This window comes from Methylophilus sp. DMC14, assembly GCF_056314085.1.
The window spans coordinates 226,434-248,856 of record NZ_JBQUZA010000005.1 but is presented as its reverse complement, the minus strand read 5'-3'; the positions used below and the strand labels follow the sequence as shown (position 1 = coordinate 248,856).

General features: G+C 53.5%; 19 protein-coding genes and 1 riboswitch. Of the genes, 16 read left to right on the top strand and 3 right to left on the bottom strand.

Annotation, left to right across the window (positions count from 1 at the left end):
* Positions 1-497 precede the first annotated feature (497 nt).
* Positions 498-1,523, bottom strand: a complete 1,026-nt coding sequence (locus ACT53C_RS11800) for an IS110 family RNA-guided transposase (RefSeq protein WP_476146363.1) — start codon at positions 1,521-1,523, stop codon at positions 498-500.
* A gap of 131 nt (positions 1,524-1,654) precedes the next feature.
* On the opposite strand from ACT53C_RS11800, the gene ACT53C_RS11795 reads away from it, so the two are divergent.
* The 3 genes from ACT53C_RS11795 (at position 1,655) to hflX (ending at position 4,853) form a co-directional block, all read left to right on the top strand.
* Complete coding sequence (locus tag ACT53C_RS11795; RefSeq protein WP_194748415.1) at positions 1,655-2,086, top strand: hypothetical protein; 432 nt, start codon at positions 1,655-1,657, stop codon at positions 2,084-2,086.
* A gap of 149 nt (positions 2,087-2,235) precedes the next feature.
* Positions 2,236-3,231 carry a S1 family peptidase gene (locus tag ACT53C_RS11790; protein WP_476146360.1) on the top strand — a complete coding sequence of 332 codons (996 nt, stop codon included), beginning with the start codon at positions 2,236-2,238 and terminating at the stop codon, positions 3,229-3,231.
* A 257-nt stretch (positions 3,232-3,488) separates the two neighbouring features.
* The gene (gene hflX, locus ACT53C_RS11785; RefSeq protein ID WP_476146358.1) at positions 3,489-4,853 is read left to right on the top strand and encodes a GTPase HflX; all 1,365 of its coding nucleotides are present in this window, start codon (positions 3,489-3,491) and stop codon (positions 4,851-4,853) included.
* Here the strand turns inward: hflX and ACT53C_RS11780 are convergent.
* A complete protein-coding gene (locus tag ACT53C_RS11780) occupies positions 4,850-5,758 on the bottom strand; it encodes a LysR substrate-binding domain-containing protein (RefSeq protein WP_476146356.1) in 909 nt (302 codons plus the stop codon). The genes hflX and ACT53C_RS11780 overlap by 4 nt on opposite strands.
* A gap of 103 nt (positions 5,759-5,861) precedes the next feature.
* Between ACT53C_RS11780 and metE the strand changes: the two genes are divergently transcribed.
* The 8 genes from metE (at position 5,862) to yfaE (ending at position 18,146) form a co-directional block, all read left to right on the top strand.
* Entirely contained in the window at positions 5,862-8,159 is a 2,298-nt protein-coding gene (gene metE, locus ACT53C_RS11775; RefSeq protein WP_476146354.1) for a 5-methyltetrahydropteroyltriglutamate--homocysteine S-methyltransferase, read from the top strand.
* A gap of 152 nt (positions 8,160-8,311) precedes the next feature.
* Positions 8,312-8,839, top strand: a complete 528-nt coding sequence (locus ACT53C_RS11770; protein ID WP_338656985.1) for an RNA polymerase sigma factor — start codon at positions 8,312-8,314, stop codon at positions 8,837-8,839.
* The gene (locus ACT53C_RS11765; RefSeq protein WP_476146352.1) at positions 8,836-9,684 is read left to right on the top strand and encodes a FecR family protein; all 849 of its coding nucleotides are present in this window, start codon (positions 8,836-8,838) and stop codon (positions 9,682-9,684) included. The genes ACT53C_RS11770 and ACT53C_RS11765 overlap by 4 nt, the downstream gene beginning before the upstream one ends.
* Before the next feature lie 141 nt (positions 9,685-9,825).
* Positions 9,826-12,219, top strand: coding sequence for a TonB-dependent siderophore receptor (locus ACT53C_RS11760; RefSeq protein ID WP_476146350.1), 2,394 nt, complete (start codon positions 9,826-9,828; stop codon positions 12,217-12,219).
* Positions 12,213-13,466 (top strand): PepSY-associated TM helix domain-containing protein, encoded by a 1,254-nt coding sequence (locus tag ACT53C_RS11755; RefSeq protein ID WP_476146348.1) that lies wholly within the window; start codon positions 12,213-12,215, stop codon positions 13,464-13,466. The genes ACT53C_RS11760 and ACT53C_RS11755 overlap by 7 nt, the downstream gene beginning before the upstream one ends.
* Positions 13,467-13,551: 85 nt before the next feature.
* Positions 13,552-13,772, top strand: a riboswitch (cobalamin riboswitch).
* Between the two features lie 178 nt (positions 13,773-13,950).
* On the top strand, positions 13,951-16,230 hold the full coding sequence (nrdA, locus tag ACT53C_RS11750; protein ID WP_476146346.1) for a class 1a ribonucleoside-diphosphate reductase subunit alpha: 2,280 nt from the start codon (positions 13,951-13,953) through the stop codon (positions 16,228-16,230).
* A gap of 209 nt (positions 16,231-16,439) precedes the next feature.
* Entirely contained in the window at positions 16,440-17,573 is a 1,134-nt protein-coding gene (gene nrdB / locus ACT53C_RS11745) for a class Ia ribonucleoside-diphosphate reductase subunit beta (protein WP_275356988.1), read from the top strand.
* Positions 17,574-17,735: 162 nt separating this feature from the next.
* Entirely contained in the window at positions 17,736-18,146 is a 411-nt protein-coding gene (yfaE, locus tag ACT53C_RS11740) for a class I ribonucleotide reductase maintenance protein YfaE (protein WP_194747197.1), read from the top strand.
* Positions 18,147-18,262: 116 nt separating this feature from the next.
* Here yfaE and ACT53C_RS11735 read toward each other — a convergent pair whose 3' ends face one another.
* Complete coding sequence (locus ACT53C_RS11735) at positions 18,263-18,490, bottom strand: hypothetical protein (protein ID WP_476146344.1); 228 nt, start codon at positions 18,488-18,490, stop codon at positions 18,263-18,265.
* 300 nt (positions 18,491-18,790) lie between these two features.
* Between ACT53C_RS11735 and ACT53C_RS11730 the strand changes: the two genes are divergently transcribed.
* The 5 genes from ACT53C_RS11730 (at position 18,791) to ACT53C_RS11710 (ending at position 22,374) form a co-directional block, all read left to right on the top strand.
* Positions 18,791-19,105, top strand: coding sequence for a transcriptional regulator (locus ACT53C_RS11730; protein WP_476146342.1), 315 nt, complete (start codon positions 18,791-18,793; stop codon positions 19,103-19,105).
* Positions 19,098-19,385: a helix-turn-helix domain-containing protein gene (locus ACT53C_RS11725; RefSeq protein WP_275356985.1), complete on the top strand. Its 288-nt coding sequence runs from the start codon at positions 19,098-19,100 to the stop codon at positions 19,383-19,385. The genes ACT53C_RS11730 and ACT53C_RS11725 overlap by 8 nt, the downstream gene beginning before the upstream one ends.
* Before the next feature lie 197 nt (positions 19,386-19,582).
* Complete coding sequence (locus tag ACT53C_RS11720) at positions 19,583-19,825, top strand: type II toxin-antitoxin system Phd/YefM family antitoxin (protein ID WP_194747195.1); 243 nt, start codon at positions 19,583-19,585, stop codon at positions 19,823-19,825.
* 1 nt (position 19,826) lies between these two features.
* Positions 19,827-20,213: a type II toxin-antitoxin system VapC family toxin gene (locus tag ACT53C_RS11715; RefSeq protein ID WP_476146339.1), complete on the top strand. Its 387-nt coding sequence runs from the start codon at positions 19,827-19,829 to the stop codon at positions 20,211-20,213.
* A 256-nt stretch (positions 20,214-20,469) separates the two neighbouring features.
* A complete protein-coding gene (locus tag ACT53C_RS11710; RefSeq protein ID WP_476146337.1) occupies positions 20,470-22,374 on the top strand; it encodes a M48 family metallopeptidase in 1,905 nt (634 codons plus the stop codon).
* Positions 22,375-22,423: the final 49 nt, after the last annotated feature.

Sequence of the window (22,423 nt, the reverse complement as noted above, 5' to 3'; positions counted from 1 at the left end):
CGGGTATTGGGTATCAATCACCGATTTCGGTGGAAATGATCGGTTAGATGATGTCCACTTTTTACAGGCAAGATCACTGGCAAAAAAGAGCTTTTATGAATTGTTTATTAATAACGAGGGTTGACCTAACAGTGTCGCCAGCCCCTTACTTCAAACTACAAGGGCTTCCCCATTTTAAGCAATAGTCATCTGCAAGATTTTTGTGTGTTTTAAGTTTTTCAGCGCATAAATATCCTTTTGCTTTAGCCAGTGTTAAGCGAGAAGGTGAAGGACTGCGGTACTACAACCACCGGTCATATTGGGCATGATTGGCCCGGACCCTGATGAAAGACGCACGCCGGGGCCTCATTCGTTAGTCGGGATGATCTTGCTCCCCTAGAATTAAACAGGCACACCCGGCGCGGGTCCAACCCGCTACACATCAACGCTGGCAGTTCAGCTGTGATTCAATGTTCAATCGTTATTCAATCTGTTTTTAAACGTCATTCTGTTTTGCCTTAAACAGCCTTTGAATAGAGTTTAAAGTCATCCCCATATTTAAGCGCAGCCCAAACCAGTCTCAGGTTTTTGGCTGCAATGGCAATCGCCGCTTTCCAGTAACCTCTACGTTCCACCAGGCTGCGCACCCAACAGCTGAACCTGTCCTGTTTATCCCCCACACTCACCATCACCGCCCGTGCGCCCATCACCAGCAAGCTGCGCAGATAGGCATCCCCCGCTTTGGTAATCCGGCCTAGCCGGGGTTTGCCTCCACTGCTGTATTGGCCCGGCACCAACCCCACCCAAGCAGCTAACTGTCGGCCACTCTCAAAGTCATGCCCATTGCCCAGACTCGCTACCAAAGCACTGGCGGTGATGTACCCAATACCTGGAATCTGCATCAAACGCAGGCTGCGATCATCCTGTTTTGCGGCACGCTGAATCAAGGCGTCATAGGCGGTAATCCGTTCATCTAACGCATCCGCATGTGTCAGCAAATCCAGCACACAGCATCTAGCCAGGTCAGGCAAGGTATCAAGATGCAAATCAATCTCCCGGCGCAATCGCTCTACCTTCTGCGGCAGCACAACACCAAACTCGGCAATCAGGCCTCGTAAACGGTTGTAACAGGCGGTACGCTCCTCCACAAATCCCTGACGGGTTCTATGGATGGACAATAGTGCTTGCTGATGAGTATCTTTGACTGGCACAAAGCGCATATTGGGTCTGGTAACGGCCTCACAAATGGCGGCGGCATCTGCAGCATCGTTTTTACCGCGCTTGCCAGACATGCGATAAGGCGCAACAAACTTGGGCGCCATGAGCCGCACGATATGTCCATGCTGACTAAACACTCTTGCCCAGTGGTGTGCGCCTGTACAAGCCTCCACACCAATGAGGCAAGGCGGTAAGTTGGCGACAATGGAGAGCAGTTGATCTCGTGCCACGCGTGGCTTAATTAAAACCGCATGACCTTGGTTGTCAACGCCGTGCAAAGCGAATATATTCTTGGCTAAATCAATACCGAGTGTGACAATATTCATGGACTTCCCCTATCAATGGCGTGATGAAGTGTGGAAACTAAATCATTGCAGTTTTAACTGCTTGCGGCTTCCGCCGCAACCTCGGGACGGGGAAGTCCCTTTCATTCGTTAGGCGCATCAGAGGAACTGACATGTTCACCTTCGGAAGAGATCACGAAGTCCAGCACGTCCTAAAGCGCTACGGTGGCGAAGAGAAAGCTGCCTTGCTCGTCGCAGTCGTAAACTCCGTCCACGACCTCATTGAAGGTCGAACAAGCATTGAAACAACGATCTCGGCGATTGAGAACGCGTTTATTGAAGGCAGGGCTGGAATCTGGGAAAAGACTGGGGGTTGGTTACTCAAAGTCAATGCAGATTACCCATCTTCAACTGAGGTTTGGCGTCGCTTTGCATGTCATTCTAACGCCAACGTTCGGTTTCGCACCGCAGGGTTTCTAACTTATTTCCCCAAAGACCTCCGTAAGGAGCTCTATTTCGTGCTGCGGCAAGACAAAAGCAAGAAGGTCAGAGAGTTGGCCGAAGGCAACTGGGACTTCTGCGAACATCCTGAAAACTACTCATAACAACATGACACCAATGCCGCCTGCGCCTAACCCGTCGGTCAACCGGACAGCCCAACAGCTGCGCTTCGTGCCACTGTTGGGCTCCCTCCGCTTCGCTCCGGCTGCCGGTTACCGCCAACGTTCGGCGTCATAGTGTCGGCAGGCTACCCATGAGCAAACGCTACTCAAAACTCGCCCCATTCACACTTTCTCAGCGGATTGACCTAACCATCGCTGCATTGAAATTTTTCTCCCCGATGGAGTACGAAAAGATGTGCAGCGTATTGGGAAAAGAACGGGCGCAAGGTCGTACAGAGCCGTTCAGCGGGCGTGATTTCCTCAACTACTTGGAAGCTACGAAAAAGCTGCCCGAGGCGGGCCGCCATACATCCAAGATTGGCGAGTTACTTACAGACCTTGCTAAACATGGCGTGCTGAAAGAAGTTGGAAGAAACGGCGATATCCTGCTTGGAATTAACTACTACTTCTTGCTTGAGCTAACGTCTATACAAAAGACCGGCATTCTTTGGCTGGCCAGAGCCTTGGGGCCAGAGTTCTTGTACAACGTCTACTCTCATGCCACCGTTCAAATAACAGGAGTAACAAAGAACGGTGATGCGCATGCCGGTACCGGTTTGGTAATCGCCTCTAATTGGATTCTTACTTGCGCTCATGTCTTAACTGATATGCAAGTCGACGAGAATCAATCAATTCTTGGGGCGCAACGCCGGGTCATACGCACCCTACCGCACCCGCGCGTTGATGTTGGGCTGCTTGAAGTTGAACAGCCCATGCCGCTCTTGCCTGGTATCGCGTTTCGAAGTCCCGTGGTGGCCGAATCTGTATTTACGCTCGGCTATCCTCGGGTACCTCTCTCACGCGAGTCTGCGCTCGTAATGCAGCGCGGAGAAGTCACTAATCCTGGCGTTACTCTGCTTGATGGAAGCGTTGTCTTTCTCTACTCGGCGATAGCACGCCCGGGGAATAGCGGAGGACCGATATTGTCTGAAATGGGGCACGTGGTGGGCATTGTTACGGAAGAACTTTCGGAGCAGGCCGAGGGTTTCCGAATGCCCTTTCACGCGGGAATCCAAACTCAAGAGCTGGTTCAGGCGCTTGCAGAGTTGCAAGTTTCCGTCACTCTGCCGGTTGAGTCCTACGAATGACGCCGAACCCTGTGCTCAACCGGACCTGCGCGAAAAACCGCGCAGGCCGGTTAGCCGAGTAGGGTGGGCAATTAATTGCCCACGATTCATTTAAATGTGTGCAGTGATGCCAACTCATTAATCGCGACTATATCCATTTAGTCCCCGGACATACCCAAAACAATCCCCATTAACACTTTATCTCGCCACCCATAGTGGTGATTCCCGCATTTGCAGGTACTATCTGCCCTCTACCATTCAAGAAGTGTCGTTTCCTCATGCAAAGTGAAGTCAAAGAGCCCGTCAGCCATGCCGTTGTGGCGGCCGTGCAACTGCCCAATGTCAGTGATATGGAGTTTGAAGCTTCGCTGAATGAGCTGCGTGAACTGGCAAAAACGCTGGGCTACAAGATTGTCCACACCTTTGTGCAGAAGCGCGCAGGCTTTGATATCACGGGCTATCTGGGCGTGGGTAAGCGCGAAGAGATTCGTGATTATGTGCGCAGTATGGCTGGAGACCCTGAGGTGTTGGCGTTTAATCCAGATGCGCTGAATATTGAGGCGGTGCTTGTTGACCATGAAATTTCGCCGTCGCAGGCGCGTAACCTCGAAATCGAAGTCGGGTGCGAGGTGATGGACCGTACCATGGTCATCCTGGAGATTTTTCACCGTAATGCCCGCTCACGTGCGGCACGTGCACAGGTGGAGATTGCGCGGCTGGGCTATATGGCGCCACGTTTGCGCGAGGCGGCCAAGCTGGCGGGCCCGCAGGGGCGGCAGCGTAGCGGGGCGGGTGGGCGTGGTGCCGGTGAATCGCACACCGAGCTGGATAGACGCAAGATTCGTGACCGCATCGCTGAGCTGCAACAAGAGATTGTGATCATGGATGGCGAGCGCCGCACGCAGCGTGCGCGTCGTCAGGAGCGGCAGACGATGGCGAGTGTAGCGCTGGTGGGTTATACCAATGCCGGTAAATCTACCCTGATGCGCGCGCTCACGGGTAGCGAGGTGCTGGTGGCGAACAAGCTGTTTGCCACGCTGGATACCACGGTGCGCGCCTTGTTCCCCGAGAGCGTGCCGCGCGTGCTGGTCAGCGATACCGTCGGCTTTATCAAAAACCTGCCGCATGGCCTGGTGGCGTCTTTTAAATCCACACTGGATGAGGCGCTGGATGCGGCGCTGTTGCTACATGTGATTGATGCCAGTGACCCCGGGTTTGAGCGTCAGTTGGAAGTCACGGACACCGTGCTGGAGGAAATTGAAGCTGACACCGTGCCGCGGATTCGAGTGTTTAACAAGATAGATTACGTGGGGGATGCCGCCGCGCAAGCCAAGTGTGAAGCTGCACTGCGCCTGAAATATCCAGATTGCATCGTCATGAGTGCACGCCGTCCAGATGAAGTGGCTAGTCTGCGGCATAAGATCGTCGACTTTTTTCAGCAGGATTTGGTGGAAGCAGAGCTTTTTCTGCCGTGGTCTGCCCAACAACTGCGTGGAAAGATTTACAGCACCTGTCAGGTATTGGGCGAGCGTTCAGAGGATGAAGGCGCTTTCTTTACTGTCCGTGGCGAGCTAAATGACATCAATAGTCTGCGTGAACAGTTGGGCCAACTTCAAGCAACACCGCCGGACGATCCACTTTAATTTCTGCCGGTTGAGAATGATGACGGCTGGGTACTCGCCAGTGTAATAAACGCCTGCACATAGTCTGTGTCTATATCCGTTTCGCGGATACCCAGGTAAATCTGCTTGGCAATGCCTTGTTTGCCTAACTTGATGGGCACCACATCAAACCGGGTTTGATATTCTTCGACCAACCAGCGTGGCAGGGCGGCGACACCACGGCCACTGGCGACCATTTGCAGCATGATATCTGTGGTTTCTATCGGCTTATGCAGGTGCGGACGGATGCCGGCGGGTTGTAGAAACTGGTTGTAAATATCGAGGCGGTCTATGTCTACCGGGTAAGTGATCAGTGTTTCGCTGCTGAGTTGCTCGGGTCGCACGTAGTCTGCTTGCGCGAGTGCATGTTGACGATGCACGACGAGCACTTGTTCGTAATCAAATACCGGCTGAAACAGCAGGCCGGGTTTATACAAGGGGTCTGGCGTGACCAGCATGTCGATCTCGTAGCCAAACAGCGCGCCGATGCCGCCAAACTGGAACTTCTGTTTGACGTCCACATCCACATCCGGCCAGTCGGCCAGGTAGGGCGAAACCACTTTGAGTAGCCATTGGTAACACGGGTGGCATTCCATGCCGATGCGCAGGGTGCCGCGTTCGCCTTGCGCAAATTGGCGCAGCCGCTCTTCAGCCAGTGATAACTGCGGCAGCAGGCGGTTGGCGACGGCGAGCAGATATTGCCCGGCCTGGGTCAGGCGCAGGCTGCGGCCTTCGCGTAGCCAGATATCCGTCCCCAGTTGCTGTTCGAGCTTTTTAATCGAATGACTGAGCGCCGACTGCGTGAGAAACAGTTTTTCAGCGGCGGCGGTGAGTGAGCCTTGTTGCTCGACCTCGCGGATAATCGCCAGATGGATGCGTTCTATCATGTGTTATATATGAATTAAATTAATAGATGGTTGAAATAATACCATTTTACTTCATGGGTTGTGCTTTCTAGAATGCCGGTTCTGATTTGTTAAGGAACCCATCATGATCACGACCCACAATCTCGGTTTTCCACGCATAGGCGCACAGCGTGAGCTCAAGTTTGCGCTGGAGGCTTACTGGAAAGGCCAGTCTTCGTTAGACACCCTCAAGCAGGTAGGCAAAGACCTGCGGCAACAGCACTGGCAATTGCAATCGGTGCTGGATTTTGCACCTGTGGGCGACTTTGCGTTTTATGACCAGGTGCTGGACATGAGTTTTACGCTCGGCAATTTGCCTGCGCGGGTCCAGGATTTTCATGGTGACCCACTGGATAACTATTTTCGTGTGGCGCGTGGACGCTCGGCTGAGTCTGCGGAAGCGCATGCGCAATGTTGTGGTGGTGTGGCGGCAGGCGAGATGACCAAATGGTTTGATACCAATTATCACTATATCGTGCCCGAGTTTACGGCCAACACCCATTTCAAGCTGGATGCGTCGCGCCTGCTTGCGCAATTAGCCGAAGCCAGGGCACTGGGCGTACAAGCCAAGCCGGTGATCATTGGACCAGTGACTTATCTGGCGATTGGCAAAGCCAAGGATGATTCAGACCGGCTGGCGCTGTTGCCGCAATTGCTCAATGTCTATGCCGAATTGCTGGAAACGCTGGCGCAGCAGGGCGTGGCGTGGGTGCAGGTGGACGAACCTGTGCTGGTGACCGAGCTGACACCGGAATGGCAGCATGCGTTTAACCTGGCCTATCACCAACTCAAGAGTAGCCGTGTCAAGCTGCTGCTGGCGACTTATTTTGGCGCGCTGGTCGATAACCAGTATCTGGCGGCCAACCTGCCGGTGGCTGGCTTGCATATAGACGCCATCAATGCCCGCCATGAAATTGTGCCGTTGCTGGCAATGTTGCCTGCACACAAGGTGCTGTCTCTGGGCGTGATCAATGGCCGCAATATCTGGAAAACTGATTTGAATGCGACACTGGACTGGCTGGCGCCGATTGCCGAGCGTCTGGGGGACCGTTTGTGGCTGGCGCCTTCTTGTTCGCTGTTGCATGTGCCTGTGGACCTCGATAGTGAGCTTAAACTGGATAGCGAAATCAAGTCATGGCTGGCATTTGCCAAGCAAAAGCTAGAAGAGCTGCAGGTGCTGGCCACGGCCTTAAATCATGGCCGCGAGGCGGTGAAAGTGGCTTTGGCCGTCAATCAGGTGGCGATTGAGGCGCGTCGCCAGTCCAAGCGTGTGCATAATCCGGCTGTGAAGGCCATGCTGCAAACATTGACGCCGCAACTGGGGCAGCGCCAGAACGTTTATACGCAGCGCGCTGCCAAACAGGCCGCCTTGTTCAACCTGCCCAAATTCCCCACCACGACCATCGGTTCGTTCCCGCAGACGGCTGAGATCCGCCAGGCGCGTCGCCAGTTCAAGGCAGGGGAGTTGGATCAGGCGGGTTATCAGGCCGTGATGAAAGCCGAAATTGCGCGTAGTGTGCGTGAGCAGGAAGCGCTGGGGCTGGATGTGCTGGTGCATGGCGAGGCGGAGCGCAACGACATGGTGGAGTATTTTGGCGAGCAACTGGAGGGCTATGCGTTCAGCCAGTTTGGTTGGGTGCAGTCCTACGGCTCACGTTGCGTCAAGCCGCCTATCCTGTTCGGCGATATCAGCCGCCCGCAAGCCATGACAGTGCAATGGATTGAATACGCGCAATCACTGACCAGCAAGCCGATGAAAGGCATGCTGACCGGCCCGGTGACCATGTTGAACTGGTCATTTGTGCGCGATGATCAGCCACGTGAAGTGTCTTGCTACCAGTTAGCGCTCGCCATACGCCAGGAGGTGCTGGACCTGGAAAAAGCCGGTATCCGCATCATCCAGATTGACGAGGCGGCCTTGCGTGAGGGCTTGCCCCTGCGTAAATCAGACTGGAAAAAGTATCTGCAATGGGCGGTGGCATCGTTCCGTATCACGGCAAATGGGGTGGCAGATGAAACGCAGATCCATACCCATATGTGTTACTCGGAATTCAATGACATTATTGCCGAGATTGCCGACATGGATGCCGACGTCATCACCATAGAAACCTCGCGCTCGGACATGGAGTTGCTGGATGCGTTTGATGACTTTAACTACCCGAATGAAATCGGGCCCGGCGTTTACGATATTCACTCGCCGAATATTCCAGAACCTGAGCGGATGATCGCCTTGATGCAAAAAGCGGCGGCGCGCATCCCGGCAGAACGTTTGTGGGTGAACCCGGATTGTGGCTTGAAAACCCGCCAATGGGCAGAAGTGATTCCGGCCTTGCGCAATATGGTGTCGGCGGCCCAGCAGTTGCGTGCACAGGCCGCACTTTAAGCCAGCGTACTAAAATCACTTACACATTCACTTACAGGGCCCGCATAGAGGGCCCTTTTTTATCACGCGAGGAGGCGGTAAACAATTATTTTTTAATTGATAATGATTTTCATTTGTGTTTTTTCTTGCCTGCCGCTAAGATATGGTTTTTATTGATTGTCTTTCACGCAGTGCATCTTCATCCTGAACATTCCAAACTCGTGGTTGCCTTGGTCTATCACTACGACGAATTGGTGAGCTATGTCAGACGCCGTTTTGGCGACCAGCATTTCGCCAGGGATGTGGTGCATGATGTCTGCCTGGAGATCATGGAGCGGCCGCCGCAACTGGCGGTGCAAACGCCGATGGCGTTTTTGCGCAAGCTGTCGCGTCACCGCGCGATTGACCGCTACCGCCAGTATCAGACGCAACAATCCCACCTCAATCACTTGCAGCAGACAGCAGAGCACGCGCACCAGATCGATGGCGAACGCGTCATGCATTTTGTACAACGTCTTGAGGCTTTGAAGCGCATCATAGAAGCGCTGCCAGCCCGGCAACGGCAAGTGTTTTTGCTGCATCGCCTGCACGACATGCCGCAGCAGGAGATTGCCGATGCGCTGGGTATTTCACGCAATATGGTGACGCAACATTTTAACAAGGCCATGGGCAGCATCCAGCGGCAGTGGGCGGGGCTATGAAAGCATCTGACCACACATTGCGTGCGCCCAACCAGCCTGCTGACCATCAAGATCCGCTGGCGCCATACGCTGACGCCTTGCGCGCGCACTTTCCCCCCAGGGAGGCCTTGCTGCAGGAAGCCATGCAGCAAACCCGGCAACGGCGTCGAATAAAACAGGCGTTGGCAACCACCGCTTGCGGCCTGTTGGCGGCCGTGGTCTGCTATGACCCGGTATTGTCCAGCCAGCACCTGCAGACGGCAATTGGTCAGTCTGCCCACTTCCAGTTACCGGATGGCTCTGCTGTCAGTCTCAATACCAATACCGTTCTGGTGGCCGAGCAACATCTGCGTTCGCGGCAATTAACGCTGGTACAAGGCGAAGCACTGTTTAAGGTGAAACACGCCTGGCAACCGTTTACCGTGGATGCCAACCAGGTGAAGATTCGCGATATCGGTACCGTGTTTAACGTCCGCAATACCGCGGAGGGGGCCATGGTCACGGTGGTGGAGGGCAGTGTAGACGTGATCACTGCGCAGGCACAGCGTCGGCTGACTAAAAATCTCTCGGTGACCACCCGCGGCGCAGCCATTTCTGAAAACCGGTGCACCAGTGCCGAGGCGGCTACCGCCTGGCAGCACGGGCGATTGATTTTTGATGGGCTGCCACTGCGTGACGTGGTGGCCGAATTGCAGCGCTATCACGCTGGTCAGATCACATTGGCGGATGCCCGGGTGGGGCAATACCGCCTGTCCGGCGAATACGATATCAATGGCATCGCATCCTTGCTGGCCGTGTTGCCCGAGATTTTGCCCGTGCGTGTCGAAAAACAGGCAGAGGCTGCCGTGGTGATCCGGCAGCGTTAATCGGTGCGGTTAAGCCGGATTCGCCGGTTCGATCACGCTGAGTCAGGATCATCCGTAAAAAAAATTTCTAAAGGACATCAACATTGGCGAAGGCTGGTACGACATACCCATGTCATTCATTATTTATTCAATGGGAAGAAGATGTCATTTACTCGCAACTCTGCCTTGTTCGCCGCTTTGCTGTCCAGCCTGTCTGTGCATGCCGTCGAGCTTGATATGCCCGCACAACCGCTAGACAAGGCGTTGAAAGCCCTGGCCCACCAGACCGGGGAAAGCATTATTTTTTCAACGGAACTGACCGAGCACAAACAGGCGCCTGCGCTCAAGGGTGACTTGAGTGTGCGGCAAGCGCTGGAAAAGCTGCTGGCAGGCAGCGGGCTGGTGTTAAAAACTACTGCCGCTGGCTATACGCTGACTAAAGCCGCTCCCGCGCCACATACGCATAGTGAGCCACAAGACCTGCCAGAGGTCAGCGTGTCTGGGCAAACTGTACAAGAACCCGCCAATGGGCCAGTCAAAGGCTATGTTGCCAAGCGTAGCGTGACGGCGACCAAAACCGATACCGCCCTGATCGAAACGCCGCAATCGTTGTCGGTGGTGACACGTGACCAGATGAACGCACAGGGCGTGCAGTCGGTAGGCGATGCCTTGCGCTATACCGCGGGTGTGCAGTCCGAAGCAAACGGGCCAGACCCGCGCGCCGACAATATTGGTATCCGTGGCTTTAGCCTGGGCCGGGACCAGTTCCGCGATGGTTTGCGTAACTATGCATTTAATAACCAGGGTGGCACCGTGGTCGAAGCTTATGGCCTGGAGCGTATTGATTTATTGCGCGGCCCTTCCTCCATTGTGTATGGCCAGGGCGCGCCGGGTGGGCTGGTTAACCTGGTCAGCAAACGGCCCACGGATAAACCGCTGCATGAGCTGGGGTTGACCTTGGGACAGTATGACCGGCAACAGGTGCGTGGCGATGTCAGCCAATGGCTAGATGATGAGGGCGTGTGGTCTTACCGCCTGGTGGGCTTGGTGCAAAAAAGCGATACGCAGATCGACCGTGTCACTGACGACCGCGTCTATCTGGCGCCTTCATTGACCTGGCGGCCTTCGGACGCGACCCAGCTGACCTTGCTGACCGACTACCAGAAAAATGACCGTGGCCAGGGCTACCAGGCATTGCCGCGGGTCGGCACGCTGGTGAGCAGCCCCTTTGGCAAAATTTCCACCAGCCGGTATGTGGGTGAGCCAGGCCTGGATAAATACGTGCAGGAACGATATTCGGTGGGCTACCAGTTTGAACATGCGTTTAATGAGCACTTGACCCTGCGTCAGAACCTGCGCTACCAGCAACTGCGCACCGATGCCATTTCAACCTATCTGCTGGGCTTGCGTGCAGACCAGCGCAGTATTAACCGGGCCGCGATGGGCACCGATGAAAATGTCGACAATGTGGTGGTGGATACGCATCTGCAAGGGCACTGGTCACATGGCATGTTTGAGCATACGGTGCTGGCGGGGATAGACAGCCAGCGCCTGGATAACCATGTGCTGCGTACATCAGGGACGGCGAGTCCGCTGGATCTGTATACGCCGGTATATGGGGTGACGCCGGTGAATCTGCTGCTGTCAGCCAATTTGAAGCAACAGCAACGCCAAACCGGGATTTACTTGCAGGACCAAGTAAAAATTGACCGCCAGTGGGTGGCGACCCTCGGGGTTCGTCAGGACCACACCCGGATGCAAACAGATAATGTGCTGAGCCCTGCCGCCTCGTCCTCGCAACGCGATCAGGCAGAAACCTGGCGCGGCGGCCTGGTTTACCTGGCGGAGAATGGCCTGGCGCCGTATGCCAGTTACACGGAATCATTTTTACCGGTGATCGGCACCATGTTTGATGGCAAGGCCTTCGCCCCTGAAACCGGCAAACAATATGAACTGGGCATCCGCTACCAGCCGAAAGACAGCCAGACGCTATTAAGTGCTGCCGTATTTGATTTGCGCCGTCAGAACGTGACCACGACTGACCTGCAGCATCCTTTGTTTAATCTGCAAAATGGGGAAGTGCGTACCCGCGGGCTGGAGTTGGAGGCCAAGACCCAGTGGGATGCCTGGTCGCTGATTGGCAGTTATACTTATATGCTGCCTGAAATCACGCGCAGTAATAATAGCTTGCAGGGGGTGCCGTTCCAGGGCAAAGACCCTAACCATGTGCCGCACCATACTGCCGCATTATGGACCGACTACCGCTTGCCTGGCGGCTGGGTGCCGGGCATGGTCGTCGGCGGCGGCGTGCGTTACACCGGTAGCCGTTTTGGTAACGATGCAAACACCTTCAAGCTGCCGTCTTATACACTGGTAGACTTGGCGGTCCGTTATGATTTGTCCCAGCTGGGCACAGGCTGGAAAGGCTGGCAGTTTGCACTCAATGCCAGTAATTTGTTTGATAAGGAGTATGTGGCCAATTGTGCATACAGTGGCGACGGTTGCAAATGGGGCTACCGTCGTAATGTGATGGCCAATTTAAATTTTCAATGGTAACGAGACACGCACTTGTAGTTTGGCATCGCTGGGTAGGCCTGGCGATGGCCGCTTTTCTGATTCTTGCTGGCTTTACCGGCGCCATCATCGCTTTTCAGGATGAGCTCGATGCATGGCTCAATCCACACCTGTATCAAGCGTCATCGCAACCAGGCCAGCCCATGCTGGACGCGTATCAGTTGCAAGCGCAGGCGCAACAGCAGGCGCCCGCCAATACCCGTGTCGATGAATTGCAATTCAAATTGCCACAAAGCGCGCTGGAAGATTACCACGCAGATGCCGAGATCTTCCGCCTCACGCCTGTGGATCCGCAGGCCAGCGTCCCGGCAGATCAACTGTTTATCAACCCGCAATCCGGTAAGGTGCTGGGGTCACGCTTATCCACGGCGGGGCCATTCCAGCGCGAGACGCTATTACCGTTTTTGTATAAGTTGCATTATTCGCTGGCTTTGCCCGGTGTCAGCGGCCGCCTCATCATGGGCATCGTTGCCGTGCTGTGGACGCTGGATACCTTTGTGGCGTTTTTCCTCACCTTGCCCCGGCGGCAGCCACAATCCAAAAGCAGTTACTGGCAACGCTGGAAACCGGCCTGGCTGGTCAAATGGCAAGCTTCGACCACGCGTATCAACTTTGACCTGCACCGTGCAGTCGGGCTCTGGCTGTGCAGCGTGTTGCTGGTCTTTGCCTGGTCCAGCGTCATGTTCAACCTGCGCGAGCAGGTCTATCTGCCCATCATGACCAAGCTGATGCCGTTTGATTTGTCCTGGCGCAGCATCCCCAAATTGCCGCAACCGCTGACCAGCCTGCCCATGCCCTGGCCGCAGGCTCACCAGTTGGCGCAGCAAGCCATGCAAGGCTTTGCAAAAAATCATCACCTGCAGATTGATTATGAAGACCGTTTGCGTCTGGATCGCGAGCGCGGCGTGTACCAGTATTTTGTGCATAGCTCGGCCGATTTGCGGCAGGACCGGGGCAATACAGCCATTGCGATAGATGCCTATACCGGTGAAATCAAAGGCCACTGGCTGCCGACGCAAGACCAGTCCGGGAACACCTTTAGCAACTGGCTGGGTGCCTTGCATATGGGGCAGGTGTTTGGCATGCCCTACCGCATCTTTGTCTGTTGCACTGGCTTGTCACTGGTGCTGGTGACAGTCACGGGCGTGCTGATCTGGAGTCGAAAGCGCCAATCGAGTCGAGTGATTGAAACACTGCAACGCAAAAAATGGCACCGTTCGGGTGTCTGAAAAAATATATTCAGGCAAAACAATCACTTAGTGTCTCATAACAATATATTGTGTTTTTGTGTGTTGAAAATGCATATATATTGATTTATAGTCACGTCCATACGGTATACGGGCACTGATCAGTGCCTGTCTTTAAAAGGGAATCTGGTGCGCGATGGCGATGGCCATTGTCAAGCCAGAGCTGCCCCCGCAACTGTAATCAGCGAGTTGTTTGCTGCTTTGCGTGCCACTGAAGCGATTCGGGAAGGCCAAGGCAAACAATCATGACCTGAGAGCCAGGAGACCTGCCGTGATTTTTTCTTGTTAACGTTTGAGGCGGGGTGTCCTCGGCAGATGCAGTGAGTCCTGTACTGATTGCAAGTCTGGTCTTTAAACGGGTGCAGGTTTTTTCTTTGATTGCTCGACAACGGGCAGGCTATCGCCAGAAAAAATGCGCCCCGCAGCCAGTGCCGTGTCCCTTCCGCCGCCAGCACTGGGAGCCACCATGACACAATACGAATCCATGCAAGCCACTAAACGTGATGGCCGCAAGGAACCGATTAACCTCGACAAGATTCATCGCGTCATTGATTGGGCCGCACAAGGCCTCAATAATGTCTCGGTGTCACAAGTTGAATTGCGCTCCCATATCCAGTTTTATGATGGTATCCGCACCGACGATATCCATGAAACCATCATCAAATCTGCTGCCGACCTGATTTCGGAAGAAACCCCGGATTACCAGTACCTGGCTGCACGCCTGAATATTTTTCACCTGCGCAAAATTGCTTATGGCCAGTTTGAGCCACCGCATTTGTTTGACCATGTGACCAACCTGACCGCGCTGGGCAAATACGATCCGCACCTGCTCAAGGATTACAGCCGCGAAGAGTTTGATACGCTGAATGGCTATCTGGACCACTGGCGCGATATGAATTTCTCTTACGCCGCTGTCAAGCAGCTTGAGGGCAAATATCTGGTACAAAACCGCGTCACCAAAAAGATCTACGAGAGCCCGCAGTTCCTTTACATTCTGGTGGCGATGAGCCTGTTTGCCAACTACAAGGGCCAGGCACGCCTCGATTACATCAAGCGTTTTTATGATGCGGTGTCTACCTTCAAGATCTCACTGCCGACGCCAATTATGTCTGGCGTGCGGACGCCGACACGCCAGTTCAGCTCTTGCGTGCTGATTGAGTGTGACGACAGCCTGGACAGTATCAACGCCACCTCCAGCGCGATTGTGAAGTATGTGTCGCAGCGCGCCGGTATCGGCGTCAACGCGGGCCGTATCCGTGCGCTGGGCAGTGAAATCCGTGGTGGTGAAGCACAGCACACCGGCTGCCTGCCGTTCTACAAGTTGTTCCAGTCTGCGGTCAAATCCTGCTCACAGGGCGGCGTGCGCGGCGGGGCGGCGACGTTGTTCTACCCATTGTGGCACCTTGAGGTTGAATCCCTGCTGGTCCTCAAAAACAACCGCGGCGTGGAAGAAAACCGCGTGCGCCACCTCGACTACGGCGTGCAGATCAACCGCCTCATGTACCAGCGCCTGATCAAAGGTGAACAGATCACCTTGTTCTCGCCGCATGATGTGCCCGGTCTGTATGACGCGTTCTTTGCCGATCAGGATACCTTTGAGCGCCTCTACACCCAGTACGAAGCCGATGACAGCATCCGCAAGCGCAGCTTGCCTGCAGTAGACTTGTTCTCGCTCATGATGCAAGAGCGCGCCGGTACCGGCCGTATCTACATCCAGAACGTGGACCATTGCAACACACATAGCCCGTTTGATCCGGCCGTTGCACCGGTGCGCCAGTCCAACCTGTGTATGGAAATCGCACTGCCGACCAAGCCACTCAATGACATCAACGACACCGAAGGCGAAATTGCGCTGTGTACCCTGTCAGCATTTAACCTGGGCGCGCTGGAATCGCTGGACGAGCTCGAAGGTCTGGCCGACCTCGTGGTTCGTGCATTAGATGCCTTGCTCGAATACCAGGATTACCCAGTCAAAGCCGCGCTCAACGCCACCAATAAGCGCCGTTCATTGGGCGTGGGCGTGATCAATTATGCCTATTACCTGGCCAAAAACGGCACCAGCTATACTGACGATGCTGCGCTGGGCCTGACCCACCGTACCTTTGAGGCGATTCAGTACTATCTGCTAAAAGCGTCCGTACAACTGTCTCGCGAGTTTGGCGCGTGTGGTGCGTTTAACGAGACCACTTATGCCAAAGGCATTTTGCCGATTGATACCTACAAAAAAGACCTGGATGCCGTGTGCAACGAGCCGCTGCGTCTGGATTGGGAAAGCCTGCGCAAGGAAATCCAGAAAGATGGCTTGCGCAATTCCACGCTGACGGCGCTGATGCCTTCCGAGACTTCCAGCCAGATTGCCAATGCCACCAACGGCATTGAGCCACCGCGTGGCCTGGTCTCGGTCAAGCAATCCAAAGACGGCATCTTGCGCCAGGTGGTGCCTGAGATTGACCGCCTGCGTAACCAGTACCAGTTGTTGTGGCGCATCCCCAGCAATGACTGCTACCTCAAGCTGGTGGGCGTGATGCAGAAGTTTGTCGATCAATCGATTTCAGCCAATACCAACTACGACCCAACCCGTTTTGAAGGCGGCCGCGTGCCGATGAAGCAACTGCTGAAAGACCTGCTGCAAGCCTACAAACTCGGCGTTAAAACACTGTACTACCACAACACCCGAGATGGTGCGAGCGAGGGCGGTACGGAAGCCGAGGACGATGGGTGTGCCAGCGGAGCCTGCAAAATTTAAATAAGCATTGACTCAGTGGCTGCGCGGGCAAATTGCTGCGTTGTGCGGTGCGCGAAATCCTCATGTACTCACGTGTACATTCCGGTTTCTGTGCTCCGTACGCCTTGCACTTTATCCCGCTCGCTCACTGTTTCAACGCTTATTGCAGTGGGGTAATAAGTACAATTTAAAAACAGTTTGAGCATTAAACTTAAACATTAGGAACACAGATGGCCTACAGCATCTTCACCAAAACCGATAACGATCAACTCAAAGAACCCATGTTCTTTGGGCAGCCCGTCAATGTGGCGCGCTACGACCAGCAGAAATATCCGGTATTCGAGAAGCTGATCGAGAAGCAACTCTCCTTCTTCTGGCGCCCGGAAGAGGTTGACGTGTCGCAAGACCGTTCCGATTACCAGAATCTGCCCGAGCACGAAAAGCATATTTTTATCAGCAACCTCAAATACCAGACCTTGCTGGATTCGATTCAGGGCCGTAGCCCCAACGTGGCCTTGCTGCCACTGGTGTCCCTGCCTGAGCTGGAAACCTGGATTGAAACCTGGGCGTTTTCCGAGACCATTCACTCGCGTTCCTACACCCACATCATCCGCAATATCGTCAATGATCCGTCGGTGATGTTCGACGACATCGTGCGCAATGAAAACATCACGGCACGCGCTTCGGATATTGCGCATTATTACGATGAGCTGATCCAGCAAACCATGCTGTACTCGCAGCTGGGCGAGGGCAATCATGTCATCAATGGCGAGACCAAAGTGGTCAACAAGCGCGCGCTCAAAAAGCTGCTGTACCGCTGCCTGATGAACGTGAATATCCTTGAAGCCATCCGCTTTTACGTTAGCTTTGCCTGCTCGTTTGCCTTTGCCGAGCGCAAGGTGATGGAAGGCAACGCCAAGATCATCCGCCTGATTGCGCGTGATGAGGCCTTGCACCTCACCGGCACACAGCACATGCTCAACATCATGCGTTCTGGCCAGGATGACGCCGAGTTCGCCGAGATTGCCGCAGAACTGCATACCGAGTGCTTCGAGATGTTTAAATCCGCCGCCGAGCAGGAAAAACTGTGGGCCGAGTACCTGTTTAAAGATGGCTCCATGATCGGCCTCAATAAAGACATTCTTTGCCAGTACGTGGAATACATCACCAATACCCGCATGGCTTCAGTCGGCTTGCCTCCGGCATTCCCCAATGCCAAAAACAACCCGATTCCATGGATCAACACCTGGCTGTCTTCAGACACCGTACAAGTGGCCCCTCAAGAGGTAGAATTAAGTTCTTACTTGATCGGGCAGATTGATTCAGAAGTCTCGGCTGACGATCTCAACGACTTTGAGTTGTAATTTAAATGGCTGCGCGGGCAAATTACGGCGTTGTGCGGTGCGCGAAACCCTCATGTGCTCTCGTGTACATTGCGGTTTCTGTGCTCCATAAGCCGTGCACTTTGATCACGCGCGCTCATTAATTGATTGTTTCGCTATTGATTTTAACAAGTCATTTTTAAAATGATCAGCATACGCAGCCAGCATACCCGCTTCAGCCTGATCCCGCATGAAACCTTGCTGGAAGGCCTGGAGCGCACCGGGCATGAGGTCGAGTACCAATGCCGTGGCGGCTATTGTGGCGCCTGCCGCGTGCGCCTGCTCGATGGTGAGGTCGAATATCTGGAGCAACCGCTCGCGTTTATTGCCAGCGATGAAATCCTGCCCTGTTGCTGTGTCCCCAAATCGGATATCCGCCTCGATTGTGAACTGCGGCCAGAGCTGCAAGTGTTCCAGGCACAAGAAGAGCTGTTCCCAGCTCAAGGCTCACTGTTTGATGATGACTTGCCCACGCTGGATAGCCGCGTCAAAAAGCTGGCCAGAAGACGCATCCCCAGGCCAGTTTCCACTGCCAGCAACTTGTCCTTGTTTTAAGTTTCAGGGCTTACGGTTTTAAATGGCATCAATAATAAAAAAGGCGCGAATCTTTATCATCGCGCCTTTTTTATAGTTTGCCTGAAATAGCTTCTGATGGGGAATCAGCTCATTCACTAGCCTGCTGCACGTGGGGCCGGTCGCACCCATTGCATTTTGAGGTTGGGCGCACGTGAATCTAAGTCGGCGACCAGCTTGCAGCTCAAAATTTCGCAACGCCAATACATCTGGCGAATTTTCTCATCCGCTTCGGCACGGGATTTACCGTACACCTGCAGATTCTCTACCAACACCCCATTGGCGCTACGTATGGAGTACAAATATTTTCCAGATCTTTTAGCCATAATCGAATTTACCCACCCCGGGAACAATGCGTTGTAAAACATCGTAATTCTTTTAGTTATAAACACCATAACAGAGTTTTTTGCTGATGTATACACCGCTAAGCTGTAGATAAGTGATTCAATTCAATACTTTAAGGGGCTATTTGCATAAAACACCTAAAATTTAGTGCCTAAGTTGAACTTTATGGCTCGAAGATTGCGCGCCTATCCTAATAGATAATGCTATATTTACATTAATTAACAATATCGCATCACACGTTTGGCAATTGCTTGCGTTTGTACTATTTAAGGGTATAGTTTATGCTCACCATCGTTGAGACCAGCATCTTTATCAAGTACGCCAAGATGGTATGGAATGATGAAGAGCGCGTTGAATTTATCAACTGGATTGCCGCAAACCCACTTGCTGGCGATGTGATTCCAAACAGTGGTGGTTGTCGCAAAGTGCGTTGGTCGCGCGATAGCATGGGTAAGCGCAGTGGCGTACGGGTGATTTACGTTAACCAGCTCGAGAAGGGAGAAATTGGCTTGCTGATCGTGTATGCAAAAGCCAAATTTGACAATCTCCCCAGTGAGTTCTTGAGTGCTTTAAAACAGGAGTTCATCAATGACTAAAGTTGATCAAGAGATGGCGCAATTCAAGGCAGACTTGCTGGCATCAGTCAAAGAGCTTAAAGCTGGCAAGGTGGCGCGTAGCACGCAGGTAGATGTTTCCTTTGTGGTTTCAGCACGCAATCAGGTGGGGTTGTCGCAAAGCGAGTTTGCTCAATTGTTGGGGGTATCCGTGCGCACTTTGCAAGCCTGGGAGCAGGGGCGGATTAAACCTTCAGGTGCGGCGCAAACCTTGATGCGCATTGCGCATAAACATCCAGAAGTGCTGTTAGAGGTGCGTTGAGATCGCCTCAACTATTTGTGCAAACTCATGTTGATCGTTATAAAGAAGTTCAGTGAGTATCTGTTCACGTATTGTATGCTTAGCCACATGACGCCCCATAACAGCTCATAAAAAGCTGTGCTTGAGTCCGAAAGTCTTTACTCCAATCTCCCTTCTGTTTAAACTAAACTAACTAAACTTAGTTTAATTTGGACATCATGCAAATTATCAATATTCACGAGGCAAAAACACAACTCTCTAAACTGGTTGATCAGGCTGTCAATGGGGAGTCTTTCATTATTGCCAAAGCGGGTAAGCCGTTGGTAAAAGTCACCCGGTTAGAGGCGACTGAGCCGCCCGCAATCAAGCGTATTGGCTTTATGCAAGGTCAAATTCAGGTGCCTGCAGACTTTGACGAGATGGGCAAAGCCGAAATTTCAACCCTGTTTGGCCTCGAGTAAGATGAAGCTGTTACTCGATACCCATATTTTGCTTTGGGCAGCGGCGGGGGTAGACCAGCTGCCAAGCAAAGCAAAAGCCCTCATTGAAGATACAGGCAATCAACTCTACTTCAGCAGCGCCAGTCTGTGGGAAATTGCCATCAAAAACACCCTGGGCCGGGCGGACTTTAAAGTGGACTTGGCCGTATTGCGGCGTAACTTGCTGGAGAACGGTTTTGAGGAGATCGCGATCAATAGCAGCCATGCCATGAGCGTCGCTACCTTGCCAGAGGTGCATAAAGACCCCTTTGATCGCATGTTGCTTGCGCAGACGCAGGTCGAAGGGGTGACGTTAATGACGGCAGATCGCCAGCTCGGCGGCTACCCGGTCGCCTTAATCATGGTGTAGCGGCATATTGTTAGGCTGCACTCAGCAGCGTGATATCCATCTGCTGAGTGCAAGGCTGATGCTGTTGTGGCTTGCATTAAAAAATCCTTTTAAAAAATAGCTCATCATTTACAATCATTAAAAAAATAGCGCGCCAGACTGTTTGATCCACCGTGATTAAACGCATACAAAAAAACTAGGTGTGCAACGATTTCCTCATCTTGATTCGACCATGACTGGAATGGTTTTGGCTTTGGTGTAAAGGGGTAGGTAGCGCATGCGTGAAACATCTTTAGAGAACCTGATTACGCGGTCCGAAAGGCTGGCCGAGCAAAATTACAGTACCTATTTTGTCCGCGTCATCCTCGTGAGCCTGCTAGGCTTTTTGATTCTGGGATTTGCCATCTTGATGGCCTTGATCCCGCTGGCCTTACTCATCGGCTTGGTCGCGTTGACCTTTGTTGCTGGTGGTGCAGTGCTACTCATCTTGCTCAAACTGGGCAAATTGCTGATTTTGATGATCTTGCCCGCCTTCTTGATGCTTAAAGCTTCCTTCAAAGTCTTGTTCAGCCGCTTTGATAAGCCAGTGGGCACCGAGCTCACGCCCGCCCAAGCTCCCGCGCTGTGGCAAAAAATCAAGTCACTCGAAACCGCGCTCGCAGGCCCAAAAATCAGCCATGTGTTGCTCACTCACGATATCAATGCGGCGATTATTCAATATCCGCGCTTTGGCCTGTTTGGCTGGGAAACCAATTACCTGATGCTGGGCCTGCCGCTGTTGCAAGGCCTCACCGAAGGCGAGGCGATGGCGGTAATCGCGCATGAGTATGGGCACCTGTCTGGCGACCATAGCCGTTGGTCCGGCTTTATTTACCGCTTGCGCTCGACCTGGGCGCGCCTGCACGACATGGCCAGTGGCTGGCGTGACTGGGGCTCGCGCTATGTAGCCAAAATGTTTGGCTGGTATGCGCCTTATTTCAACGCCTACAGCTTTGTGTTGGCGCGCAAAAACGAATATCAGGCCGACCATGTCTCGGTCAAAATCGCTGGGGTAGAAAACACCGCCAGCGCCTTGTTACGCGTGCACGTGCTCTACCAGCTCGAAAAAGAATGCCTGCATGCGCAAATCCAGCAACGCGTTGCCACTGAGCCCACGCCCATGCAAGATAAAAGCGCCGTCTGGCAATCTATCGTCAACCAAACGCTAGAAACCGACACCCTGCATCGTTACATAGACCTCGCCTACACCTACGAGACCAACCATCTCGACACGCATCCCGCCATCAAAGATCGCCTGAAAGCCATAGGCGTTGAGCTTGAGACCCTGAAAACCCTGCCACGCGCAGACAACAGCACCTCCGCCGCTGATGCCTGGCTAGGGGCCGAGCTGCCACACTTCACCCACAAGCTCGATCAAGAATGGCAGTCCAGCATCGAGCAAAACTGGAGCGCACGCCATCAGGATATTCAGGCGCAAACCGCCACCGTGAATGAACTGCTCGCCAAAGAAACGCTGAGTGCCGACGAGCAATGGCAAGTCATCGCCATTAAAGAAGACCTGACGCCAGACGAACCGCAACGCGCGGCCATTGAAGCCTTTGTGCAGCAACACCCTGAGCATTTGCAAGGCCGCTATAGAGTAGGGGTGTACAAACTCCTCGACGACGATGAAACCGGCATTGAAGATTTAGAGTACGTCATGGCGCAAGACGAATCCGCCATCCTCGCCGCCTGCGAGCAAGCCTACCATTACTACGCCGCCAAAAACCCGGCACGCGCCGATGAATACCTGCAACGCTACCAAGCCCGCGCCAACAAGTTGCAAGCCATCCACCAGGAGCTCTCCACCTTAACCCCAGCCGCCACGCTGGCACAACACGACCTCGACGACGCCACCGTGCAACAAATCCGGGCCGTCATCGCCAGCGACGCCAAAGATATTAAAAGGGTTTACTTGCTCAAGCGCGTGTTAGATGCCGACAACACCAAGGGCGACTATTTGCTCGCCTTTGAAATGCCTACTTTTTCACTCACCGACCCCTCGAAAAAAGTCATCGAGCGCCTGGTCAGCAAAGAGTTTCCCATCCATTTGTTTATTGTTTCGCTCAAGTCTGGCGCGTTTAAGCCATTTAAGAAAATGATCAAAAAGCTGGGAGTGGAGCCGGTTTATGAAAAGCGGTAGTTTTGTTGAGTATTGATAGCCAGCGCTACCCAAACTTCCGATTTATTGA